The 11,631-nt window shown below is 64.1% G+C and carries 11 protein-coding genes; 9 read left to right on the forward strand and 2 right to left on the reverse strand.

What is annotated here, in order from left to right:
• Positions 1–62 precede the first annotated feature (62 nt).
• Positions 63–386, reverse strand: coding sequence for a ferredoxin FdxA (fdxA, locus tag CSC67_RS19390; protein ID WP_118996110.1), 324 nt, complete (start codon positions 384–386; stop codon positions 63–65).
• Positions 387–508: 122 nt separating this feature from the next.
• On the opposite strand from fdxA, the gene CSC67_RS19395 reads away from it, so the two are divergent.
• The 7 genes from CSC67_RS19395 to CSC67_RS19425 all read left to right on the forward strand — a co-directional run bounded on the left by CSC67_RS19395 (position 509) and on the right by CSC67_RS19425 (position 7,968).
• Entirely contained in the window at positions 509–1,333 is an 825-nt protein-coding gene (locus CSC67_RS19395) for a TetR/AcrR family transcriptional regulator (RefSeq protein WP_118996111.1), read from the forward strand.
• 194 nt (positions 1,334–1,527) lie between these two features.
• Positions 1,528–3,129 (forward strand): 6-hydroxynicotinate reductase, encoded by a 1,602-nt coding sequence (locus CSC67_RS19400; protein ID WP_118996112.1) that lies wholly within the window; start codon positions 1,528–1,530, stop codon positions 3,127–3,129.
• Between the two features lie 7 nt (positions 3,130–3,136).
• Positions 3,137–4,147 (forward strand): UPF0280 family protein, encoded by a 1,011-nt coding sequence (locus CSC67_RS19405; protein WP_245220303.1) that lies wholly within the window; start codon positions 3,137–3,139, stop codon positions 4,145–4,147.
• 1 nt (position 4,148) lies between these two features.
• Positions 4,149–4,793 carry an amino acid synthesis family protein gene (locus tag CSC67_RS19410; RefSeq protein WP_118996114.1) on the forward strand — a complete coding sequence of 215 codons (645 nt, stop codon included), beginning with the start codon at positions 4,149–4,151 and terminating at the stop codon, positions 4,791–4,793.
• A gap of 68 nt (positions 4,794–4,861) precedes the next feature.
• Entirely contained in the window at positions 4,862–5,446 is a 585-nt protein-coding gene (locus tag CSC67_RS19415; protein WP_118996115.1) for an amino acid synthesis family protein, read from the forward strand.
• 85 nt (positions 5,447–5,531) lie between these two features.
• Entirely contained in the window at positions 5,532–6,725 is a 1,194-nt protein-coding gene (locus tag CSC67_RS19420) for an amidohydrolase family protein (protein ID WP_118996116.1), read from the forward strand.
• Between the two features lie 25 nt (positions 6,726–6,750).
• The gene (locus CSC67_RS19425; RefSeq protein WP_167752970.1) at positions 6,751–7,968 is read left to right on the forward strand and encodes a CaiB/BaiF CoA transferase family protein; all 1,218 of its coding nucleotides are present in this window, start codon (positions 6,751–6,753) and stop codon (positions 7,966–7,968) included.
• A gap of 39 nt (positions 7,969–8,007) precedes the next feature.
• On the opposite strand, the gene CSC67_RS19430 is transcribed toward CSC67_RS19425, so the two are convergent.
• Positions 8,008–8,715, reverse strand: a complete 708-nt coding sequence (locus CSC67_RS19430) for a TetR/AcrR family transcriptional regulator (protein ID WP_118996118.1) — start codon at positions 8,713–8,715, stop codon at positions 8,008–8,010.
• 198 nt (positions 8,716–8,913) lie between these two features.
• Between CSC67_RS19430 and CSC67_RS19435 the strand changes: the two genes are divergently transcribed.
• A complete protein-coding gene (locus tag CSC67_RS19435) occupies positions 8,914–9,975 on the forward strand; it encodes an aromatic ring-hydroxylating dioxygenase subunit alpha (protein WP_118996119.1) in 1,062 nt (353 codons plus the stop codon).
• 124 nt (positions 9,976–10,099) lie between these two features.
• Complete coding sequence (locus CSC67_RS19440) at positions 10,100–11,167, forward strand: xylose isomerase (protein ID WP_118996120.1); 1,068 nt, start codon at positions 10,100–10,102, stop codon at positions 11,165–11,167.
• Positions 11,168–11,631: the final 464 nt, after the last annotated feature.

Here is an 11,631-nt window from a genome sequence, read left to right on the forward strand (position 1 = left end):
GTTTGGGTGTGCGAAGGGATGACAGAATACTGCCTATCGCAGCCAAGGCGCTATTGCCTGTTTCAGCGTTCCAGCTCGTCCAGCTTGCCGGTCTTGTCCTTCCATTCCTCGGCATCGGGCAGCGGGCCCACGCTGCGGGAGATGACCTCCCATTGCTGGGCCAGCTCGGCGTTGATCTCGATGAAGTGCGTCTGGTCCGCCGGCAGGTCTTCTTCGGCGTAGATCGCCTCGACGGGGCACTCGGCCACGCACACGGCGCAGTCTATGCATTCGTCGGGATCGATGACGAGGAAATTCGGGCCGGCGTGGAAACAGTCGACGGGACAGACGTCGACGCAGTCGGTGTAGCGGCAGCGTATACAGGCTTCGGTGACGACGTGGGTCATGGTGAACCTATCTTAAAATGGATTCGGACGATGATTTCCGGCGTATCGTAGTGTATTCAATGAATGTAGTAAACACCAAATTTTTCGGTATTGACTACATTTTTTTGTTAGGTAGAATCTGGATGGGTCTGAACCCTCAAGCCTTCATGCCCATGCCCACCAACGCGCGCAAGAAAGCCATCGCCCCCGAAGAAGGCCCGCGCGCCGTGCCTTCCGACGCCCGCTTGCCGCCTTCCAAGGGGGCGTCTGCCTCGAAGCGCGCCGGGGGCAGAAAAAGCTCGGCCGAGGGCGTGCGGGGCAAGGCTTCGATACACGTGGCCACCCAGGTCCGCGCCCACAAGACCCGCGAGGCCATCCTGAAGGCGGCCACCCGCGTCTTCGCGCGCAACGGTTTCACCGACGGCAAGATCGAAAGCATCTCGCGCCTGTCGCGCACCCACGACCGCATGATCTACTACTACTTCGGCAGCAAGGCGCAATTGTTCGTCGAAGTACTGGAAACGGCCTACGAAAAAATGAACGAGGCCGAAGCAAAGATCGACATCGACCTGAGCGAGCCGGTCGATGCGCTGACCACCGTCGTGCATTTCGTGTGGCAGTACTACCTCGACCATCCTGAATTCATCACCCTGCTCAACAGCGAAAACCTGCTCAAGGGAAGGCACATCAAGAAGTCGGCGCGCGCCAGCCAGTTGTCCTCGCCCGCGGTCGCCATCCTGGACGACGTCCTGCGCTCGGGCGTCCAGCTGGGCCTGTTCCGCTCCGACAAGACCGCGCGCGACCTCTACATCGAGATCGCGGCCCTGGGCTATTTCTATCTGTCCAACCGCTACACGCTCAGCGTCTTCCTGAACTCCGACCTGCGCGGCAAAGGCGAGCTCGAGCACTGGAAATCCGTCATCACCGACACCGTCCTGCGCAGCGTGCTGCTCAAGCTGCCTGAGTAAACGGCCGTCGCGCAACGAGCCGAACTCTAAGGGTTGAAACCGTCTTGTCGCGCCATGGCTTTTACGCTAATATCAAGCAGTAAATGTAGTAACCACTACAATTTATAGTAAGCACTACATTCAGTTTTCAGGCGGATGGCGTCACCGGGCCTGGATGTGGCGCGGTTCGATACCCAAGCAAGGAGTCGCCGGCAATGACCGAACATACCAAAGTGGACCACAGCTCCGACAACCTGGACGAGACCATGCCGTCCACGCCCGGCCCCACCGTGCTCGAGAAGTCCAAGCCGCGCAGCGCCAACATGGCGGCCAACAAGGTCGAGTGCAATGCCTGTCCGGTTCTGTGCCAGATCACCGAGGGCCGCACGGGCGCCTGTGATCGCTGGGGCAACGTCGAGGGAGTACTGACGCGCATCGACCCGGTCATTCTCATGCGCCGTCCCTTCGGGCCGCCCGCGTCGCCGGCCTCGCGCCTGGAGGCGGAAGCCCGGGCCGAGGGCGATGTCGCCGTGCAGGAGGCGTCGGCGGCCACCGGACTGGTGCCCGAAACCGACCTGTTCGTCAGCGGCGTCGGCTCGGGAACCACTTATCCCGACTACAAGCCCGCGCCCTTCATCGTGGCCTCCAAGGCCGACGGCGTCGACATGGTCACCGTGGTGACAGAAGGCATATTCAGCTATTGCAGCTTCAAGGTAAAGATCGACACCGACCGCTACCTGGGCCCCGAGCAGTCCAACATCCGCCACAAGGGCGAGATCGTCGGCCACGTCACCACGGCCGAATACGGCTCGCAGATGCTTTCCCTGGGGGGAGTGCACCACCTTACGGGCGGCAGCAAGAAAGAAGGCCGCATCACCTGCGATGTGATGATGGCGCTGGGCAACAAGCAGGCGGTCGAGCTCAGCATCGACGGCGGGGCGCAGCTGGTGGTGCAGGCGGGCAAGGCGCCCATCGTCGACGGCGTCGAAGAAAAACGCATGCGCGTGGGCTGCGGATCGGCCGCCATCGGCATTTTCGCCAAGCAGTGGTACGGCCATACGGACGAGGTGGTGGTGGTGGACGACCACATCACCGGCGTGCTTACCGAGCACCAGGCCGGCCGCTGCCTGGACATTCCGCTCTCGGGCATCAAGATGAAGGGGCGCAAGTCGACGCCGGGGCGCTACTTTCAGGTGGCCAACCCGGGCAACGGCTGGGGCGGCACCGACATCTCCGACCCCCTTTCCATCATCGAGGGCTTCGACCCCGAAGTGGCCCGGCCGGGCCTGCGCCTGCTCATCACCTCCACCACGGGCGAGCATGCCGAATACTACGAACTGGACGACTCCCTGCAGCCGCAGCGCAAGCCCATGCCCGCGCCCCTGCAGAAAACGGTCGACCGCATCGGCGAGAACTGCGAGCCGTCGCTGGCCAGTGTCCTGTTCCTCGGCGGGGCGGGGGGGTCCCTGCGCGCCGGCGTCACCGAAAACCCCATCTGGCTCACCAATTCCATCAAGAAGTCCCTGGTCAACGTCACCTGCGGCGGCGCGCCTGCCTACATCTGGGCGGGCGGCGGCATCACCGTCATGGTCGACGTCATGCGCATGCCCGACAACTCTTTCGGCTATGTGCCCACGCCCGCCATCGTGGCCCCCATCGAGTTCAGCATGCGGCTCAGCGACTACGAGCGCCTGGGCGGTCACGTAGGCGACGTGCAGGCCATCGGCGACGTGCTGGCCAGGGCCAACCACCGCATCATCGACTGGGTCGACGGCGCAAGCCCCTGGCCCATCGCCGGCAAGCCCGTGTTGGGCTAGGACGGGCGTGAGCAGGCCTGTGTCCATTCCCTCCATGGCGGCCGCCGTGGCGGCCCCCCATCCGTCGGGGGCCGCATGCGCGATGCTGCAGGACGGCCGCTGGCATTTCCAGCATGGGCCCATCGACCTCGTCATCGGCGTCGATGGGTCTTCGGACGCCGTCCACGCCGCCATTCCGGGCGCCTGGCAGCGCTTCACGCAGATACTGCCCGAACTCGCCGGCGAACTGGCCTGGCTGCGCAGGCCTGCCGGGCAGGGCACACAAGCGCAAGGCCGGGTCGCCGCCCGCATGCTTGCGGCATGCCGGCCTTATGCCGCGCAGGTCTTCGTGACGCCGATGGCCGCCGTGGCGGGCTCGGTGGCCGACGAGCTCATCGGTTTCTTTTCGGCTCAGGCAGGCATCGAACGCGCCTATATCAACAACGGCGGCGACATTGCGCTGCATATCGGGCCGGACCGGACGTATCGCATCGGCTTGTTCTCCGACCTGGGCCGTGTCGGCCACCTTCCGCCGGGCCTGGACGGGGCCTTCGAAATCACGGCCGGCATGCCGGTGCGCGGCGTCGCCACCAGCGGATGGCGCGGTCGCAGCTTCAGCATGGGCATCGCCGACAGCGTGACGGTGCTGGCTGCCGACGCGGCCCAGGCCGATGTGGCCGCCACGCTGGTCGCCAACCAGGTGTTCGTCGATCATGCCGCAGTACGGCGCGCGCCGGCCGACACGCTCAAGGACGACACCGACCTGGGCTCCCGCCTCGTCACCGTGGACGTGGGGCCGCTGCCTCGCGCCGCCATCGATCAGGCGCTCGGCTTCGGAGCCGCCTATGCGCAGCGCCTGTGCGACGACGGCTCTATCCATGGGGCGGTACTGATGCTGCAAGGCTCGGTGCGCACCGTGGGCATCGCCTGCGGTCCGGATGCGCTGGAGTCCGGCCCGCGCCCGCTCACTCAATTCAAAGCGATGGAGGGGCGCGCCAGCCTCTCCGGAATGCAACGACAAAAGGAAAGCCATGTCTGACTTGATCGAAGTACGCCAGGTCCTGACCGAAGTGGAGACCATCTTCCACGAGTTCGGGCCCAGGGATAAAAAGCCCTTGATCCGCGGCACGGTCGCGGCGGTGCTCAAGAACCCCTACGCCGGGCGCTACGAAGAGAACATCCTGCCCATGATGGAAGAGCTCAACGACGTAGGGCTGGACATGGCCAGGCGGCTGGTGGCCGCCATGGGCGTCGAACCCGACGATATCGAGAGCTATGGCAAGGGCTCCATCGTCGGCGGCGCCGGCGAGCTCGAGCATGGCGCGCTGTGGCACGTGCCAGGCGGCTACGCCATGCGCGAACTGCTGGGATGGAAGGGCGACCGCTCGTCCTACAAGCAGGGCCAAAGCTCCGGCCCCAAGGGCCTGGAGATGGGCCGCGCCCTGTCCATCGTGCCGTCCACCAAGAAAGTGGGTGGCCCGGGCACCCGGCTGGACGTTCCCCTCACCCACGTCACCGCCAGCTATGTGCGTGGCCATTTCGACGCGATGGAGGTCCATGTGCCGGGGGCGCCGGCGGCGGACGAGATCGTGTTCGTCCTGGTCATGACGACCGGCGAACGCATACACCAGCGCGTGGGCGGCCTGCGCCCGGAACAGATCAGCAAGTACGACGGCCTGCGTTGATCGCCGCATCCCGGTCGTAGCGATCGATCCGGGCCATGTGGCAACATTGAATACACGAGGAGAAATACATGTCAGCAAACATCCGCAAACTGGTGGTCGTGGTCGATGAAACCCGCGTCGAAATGGGTCGGCGCATCGAGCCGGCGACCCGCCGCGCGGTCGCCATGGCCGTCATCGAGAATCCCTATTCCGGGCGCTACGCCGAGAACCTCGACGAGCTGACCGCCATCGGCGAAGAGCTGGGCGGCCTTCTGGGCGAACAGTGCGTCAAGGCCCTGGGCATCCAGCCCGAACAGGCCGAGAGCTATGGCAAGGCGGCCATCGTCGGCGAGGCGGGCGAGCTCGAGCATGCCGCCGCCATCCTGCATCCCAAGCTCGGCGCGCCGCTGCGCAAGGCGGTCCAGAAGGGCGCGGCCTTGGTACCCTCGTCCAAAAAAATGGGCGGCATCGGGGCGGCCATCGACGTGCCGCTGGGCCACAAGGACGCGGCGTTCGTGCGCAGCCATTTCGACGCGGTCGAAGCGCGCGTTTCCGATGCGCCTCGCGCCAACGAGATCGTGGTCGCCGTCGCGGTCACCGATTCGGGCCGGCCGCTGCCGCGCGTGGGCGGTTTGCAGGTCAGCGAGATCAAGGGCGAGGACGGCCTGCGCTAGGCCGCAGCGCGCCGCATCGCGATCACGGCCATGGGCCGGCGGACGCGATGCGGCGTCCCGCATCGACACAGAAAGGAGAGTAAACATGGCCACCGCCGCTGCAGTGGAGAAATCAGGAAAAGTCGTCATCAAGAACATCGGCCTGCTGTTGTCGGGCGATCTGGACAAGCCCATACTCGATGCCGACACCATCGTCGTGGACGACGGCCGCATCGCGGCGGTCGGCAAGTACGCCGACTGCGACGTCGAGGGCGCCAAGACCGTCATCGATTGCCGCGGCACCACGCTGTCCCCGGGCCTCATCGACTCGCACGTGCATCCGGTGGCCGGCGACTGGACGCCGCGCCAAGGCCAGCTGGGCTGGATCGACTCGTCGCTGAACGGCGGCGTGACCACCATGATCTCGGCCGGCGAAGTGCACTACCCCGGCCGCCCCAAGGACATCCTGGGCCTGAAGGCCCTGGCCATCACCTCGCAGCGCGCCTTCGAGAACGCCCGGCCGGGCGGCGTCAAGGTGCTGGCGGGCGCGCCGGTGATCGAAAAAGGCATGGTCGAGTCCGACTTCAAGGAACTGGCCGACGCGGGCGTGAAGCTGCTGGGAGAAATCGGCCTGGGCAGCGTCAAGGCCGGCGACGAGGCGCGCCAGATGGTCGAATGGGCCCGCAAGTACGGCATCCAGAGCACCATCCATACGGGCGGGCCCTCCATTCCGGGTTCGGGCCTGATCGACAAGGACGTGGTGCTGGAAGCCGATGCCGACATCATCGGCCACATCAACGGCGGCCATACCTCCCTGCCTTACAAGCACGTGTGCGAACTGTGCGAACGTTCGAGCCGGGGCATCGAAATCGTCCACAACGGCAACGAGCGCATCGCCATCCTTACCGCCCGCCACGCCCACGAGCTCAAATGCCTGCACCGGGTCATCCTGGGCACCGACGGCCCGGCCGGATCGGGCGTGCAGCCGCTGGGTATACTGCGCATGGTTTCACAGCTTTCCAGCCTTGCCGACATTCCCGCCGAGATTGCTTTCTGTTTCGCAACAGGCAACACCGCCCGCATGCGCGACCTCGACTGCGGCCTGATCGAGGTAGGGCGCGCGGCCGACTTCGTCATCATGGACCGCGCGCAGCACACGGCCGCGTCGACGCTGCTGGAAAGCGTGCAGCTGGGCGACCTGCCGGGCATCGGCATGGTCATCATCGACGGCATCGTGCGCTGCCAGCGCAGCCGCAACACGCCGCCGGCCACCGAGCTTCCGGCCATCGAGCGGCACTGACCGAGTCAAGGGATCAAGGCAAGACATGACAGCAGCATTGCAGGATGTGGTGGTACTCGATCTGTCGCGCATTCTGGCGGGGCCCTGGTCCACTCAGAATCTGGCCGACCTGGGCGCCGACGTCATCAAGGTCGAGCGCCCGGAGACGGGCGACGACACCCGCAGATGGGGGCCCCCCTTTGCCATCGGCAGCGACGGCGCCGCCGGCGACGCTGCCTACTTCTTCTGCTGTAATCGCGGCAAGCGTTCGCTCACGCTCGACTTCACCGTCGAGCAGGGCCGCGCCGTGCTGATCGAACTGGTCAAGAAAGCCGACATCCTGGTCGAGAACTACAAAGTGGGCGGCCTGAAGAAATACGGGCTCGACTACGAAACGCTGTCCGAGATCAACCCGCGCCTGATCTATTGCTCCATCACCGGCTTCGGCCAGACCGGCCCCTATGCCGCACGCCCCGGCTACGATGCCCTCATCCAGGCCATGGGCGGGCTCATGAGCATCACCGGCGAACCCGACGAGGCGCCGGGCGGCGGGCCGCAAAAAGTGGGCGTGGCCGTGGTGGACATCCTGACCGGCCTGTACGCCACCACCGCCATCCTGGCGGCGCTGCACCATCGCGGCCGCAGCGGCAAGGGGCAGCACATCGACGTTGCGCTGCTCGACGTACAAGTGGCCGCACTGGCCAACCAGGCCAGCAACTTCCTGATCGCGGGCCAGGTGCCCGGCCGGCTGGGCAGCGCCCATCCTTCCATCGTGCCCTATCAGCCGTTTTCCTGCGCCGACGGCCATGTGATGCTGGCCATCGGCAACGACACCCAGTTCGCCAACTTCTGCCAGGCCGCGGGCTGCCCCGAGCTGGCAGGCGATGCGCGCTTTGCCACCAACGCCGACCGGGTGCACAACCGGGCACAGCTCATCCCGCTGCTGCAGGAGCGCATCCAGGCCAAGACCATCGACCAGTGGTGCGAACTGGCCACTCGCCATGGCTTCCCTTGCGGGCCCATCAACACGGTCGACCGGGTATTCGACGACGAGCACATCCGGGCCAGGCAGGTTCGGGTCGACGTCGATTCGCCGCGCTACGGCAAAGTGGGGCTGGTGGCCAGCCCGATGCGGTTTTCGGAGACCCCCATCCACTATGATTCGGCGCCGCCTGAACTGGGCCAGGATACCGAGGCGGTGCTGGCCGAATTGGGCGTGGACGCCGCCCGGGTGGCCGAGCTGCGGGCCCTGAAAGCCATCTAGGGCCTGTTGACGCCCTTGCGGAACAGGCCCTAACCCGGCTTATTTCTTCAGCACCGAATCCAGCAGCAGGTCGCTCATGTAGCTGGCCCAGCCGTCGATCTTTTCGGCGTCCATGAGGTCGACGTTCAGGAAGGCCGAGAACGTATAGCGGTTGGAAACATAAAAATAGCCCAGCGCCGTCATGGCCATGTACAGCTTGCGGCAGTTGACGCCCTTGCGGAACAGGCCTTTGTCGACGCCCCGCTGGATGACCTCCTCGAGAATGGAGATGGCGGGCAGCGCGTACTGGTCGGCGGTGCGCGACTTGCCGATGTGTTTGCCCTTTTGCAGGTTCTCGGTGCCCAGCAGGGTGATCACCTCGGGGTTGGCGAGGTAATACCGGAAGGGAAACTCGATGATCTTGCGCAGCGAGCCCACGGGGTCTTCCATGTCGAGCTCGAGATTCTTCTCGGCCTCGAAAATGTCTTTGTACGCCCCTTCCAGCACTTCCACGAACAGCTTTTCTTTGCTGCCGAAGTAATAGTAGATGAGGCTGTCATACGACTTGGCCGCCTTCGAGATCTTGTCGACGCGGGCGCCGTCGTAGCCGTCCTTGGAAAAAATCTTCTTGGCCGCCCGCAGAATGTTCTCGCGCGTGGTCTTGGCCGACCGGGGCCGGGACTTGCGTTTGGCCGGCTCCGGGCCGGGGGCCTCGGACCTTGCGTCAAATGCCGTGCTGCCTCGGATGTCTTCGTCGTTGGTGTTCATGGCTCGCTCAAAGTGGTGGGGCGCCTTCGCCTCGGGCGGCCCGGAGAGGGCGAAAAAAAACAGTTTGCCACATCAGGCGCCTTCCAGTATATTATACGCTAATGTAGTGAGTACTAAATAAACTTGGCGGTTCGGGCCCCGGCTGCCGGGCAGTTTGGCGGGCGGCGGGGCGCAAACCTCTGCATCTGGAGACACATCATGGCTGATTACGTTCTGAACACCTGGTATCCCATTGCCTGGTCGCGCGACATTTCATACGAGCTGGCGAAGCGCCGCATCGTCGGCAAGGACATCGTGCTGTACCGCAGCAGCACCGGCCAGGTGGCGGCCCATCTGGACGTCTGCCCGCATCGCATGGCGCCGCTTTCCATGGGCCGGCTCAAGGGCGATTCGATCGAGTGCGGCTACCATGGCATGACTTTCGATTGTTCCGGCGCCTGCATCCGGATACCGGGCCAGCGCATCGTCGGCAGCCCGGCCGTCGAAACCTATCCCACCCATGAAAACATGGGCCTGGTCTGGATCTGGATGGGCGACCCGGCCAAGGCCGACACTTCGCTGGTGTACAACCTGCCCCAGTATCACGACCCGGCCTGGAGCTCGGCCGAGGGCGATGCATTGGAGATCGGCTGCCATTACCTGAACCTGTGCGACAACCTGTGCGACCCCGCCCACGTCAGCTTCGTTCACCTCAGCACCCTGGGCACCCCCGCGGGCGAGGACATTCCCGTGCAGATGAAGCAGACTCCGGACGGCCTCGTCACGTGGCGCTGGATCAATGATTCTCCCGCCATACCCCTGTTCCAGAAGTTCGGCAATTTCACCACCAACGTCGATCGCTGGCACTACTACCATTACACGGCGCCCAGCATCGCCGTCATCGATTTCGGCAGCGCGCCCACCGGCACCGGCGCGCCCGAGGGCAATCGCGACGACTGCATCCAGATCTACGCCTGTCACTTCATGACGCCGGTCGACGAAAACACCACCATCGACCACTGGCTGCACGTCAAGAATTTCAAGGCCGACGAAGAAACCAACAAGAAGCTGTCCGCCGAGTTCCGCGTGGCTTTCAACGAAGACAAGACCATACTCGAAGCCATTCACCAGAACGAGCAGCGCTCGGTCAACCCCACTCCGGTCCGGCTGGCCATCGACGCCTCGCCGATACGCATGCGCAAGATGGTCGAAGAATGGATCAAGACCGAGCGCAGCCAGGGCGCAGCGACAATCGCGCAGCCCGAGCCTTCGCACGCCTGACCATGGCCCGCCCCGGCAACACAAGCGGGGCCGCCTTCTCGTTTTTCTGCACCATGCCCGCAAGCCCGCGTCCACGGGCGCGGGCTTGCCGCTGCAACAACTGTTCCGGACGGAGACAAAACACATGAAAGATGATTTTCCCTTCTTGCTGGGATGCAATGGACGCGGCGCGCAGGCCTCGTCGATCGACAGGCCGGTGTCGCTCGAAGAGCATTCCATCGACGAGCAGTTCAGGCTGGTGAAAGAGGCGGGCGTCTTCGACTATTTCGACCGCCTGCCGCTGCGCAGCAACCAGGGCGAGTACGAAAAGGCCATGCAGAAGTACGATCTGCCGGTGCACACCTGCAGTTGGTTCTACATGCTGGGCCGCGACGAGGCGCTGCTGCACGACAACCTGAAGATCTGCCAGGAAGTCGGGGCCACCTGCCACAACATCATGACCTTCACCCATCATGCCGATGGGCACGTGCTGACCGACGACGAGATCGTCGATCATTATCTGGACGCCTACGACGTCGGCATGAAGCTGGGCGTCGAGCCCTCGTTCGAATTGCACGTCAATATGTGGACGGAGTCCTTCGCCCGCGTCACGCCGATCGCGCAGCGCATCATGGCGCGGGGCATACCGTTCAACTACACCATGGACTACAGCCACGCCATCTTCAAGATCGGCGATCCGCAAGAGCTGGACATCTCCGAATGCCGCGAAGCGGTCGAGGCCGGGGACATGGTGCTGGACCCTTTCGCCCACGATTCGCTGTGCCAGCAATGGCTCGATCTGGGCATCGTCAAGTGGACGCAGCTGCGCACGGTGGGTCCCAATCAGCCCAAGAACCTATGGCATGTGAACGAAGATGGTTCGAATGGCCGCGGCATCCAGTATCCCATCACGCGCCCCGAGCCGGGCGAGTGGCATTCGCCCTGGCACGCCTACATGGTGGAGCCCTCGAAAGAGGCGATACGCCGGGCCATGCGCTACCACATCACGCATGCGGACAGCCCCCTGCGCTACATCACGACCGAGATGATCAATCTGCCCGACTATGCCTTGAACGCCAAGTACAACCTGTTCGAGCAGAACGTCGAGGCCGCCCGTTTCATCCGCCGCGCCTGGGAAGAGGTCAAGGCGCTGCATGGGGCTGGGTTGCTGGATGACGCACCGGCGCATGCTGCTCTTCAGGCTGAGAGCTGAGTCGATCGTCTTTTTATAAGCGGCGCTGGTCTTCTATGTTGCCGTGATTTTGCTGTGTTCCAAGGTGGCGCTGAGCTTACTTCTCTGGGTCTCTTTGTTGGGTTCTAAATTGGCGCTGGCCTTGTTTTGCAGGGCTTCTATTGTGTTCTAAAGCGCCGCCGGAGGGGCAGAGCCTGGGCCGGCCGGTCGGGCGGACCGAGGCAGCGCCCTCCAACGTCCGGCCCAGGCTCTGCCCCTCCGGCGGCGCTAAAGAATCTATGGTCAGCCCGCATTTTGCAAGCGTGACGGTGTTGACGTAAATTAGGCTTGCTTGAATCTATCCGGAGTCAGTTGGGGTTCCATCCCCGCTCCATGATGAGAGCCGCGCCGGGCAAGCCTAAGAACTCAATCAGCGTCGATGCGCTTTTCTTAAGCTCAGGTTTCCTGCCCGGCCGTTGAGCCGTTTATGTCTTCACGTATCTCGC

Origin of the sequence: Pusillimonas caeni, assembly GCF_003545815.1 — a bacterium.
In the GTDB taxonomy this organism is placed as follows: Bacteria; Pseudomonadota; Gammaproteobacteria; order Burkholderiales; family Burkholderiaceae_B; genus Pusillimonas; species Pusillimonas caeni.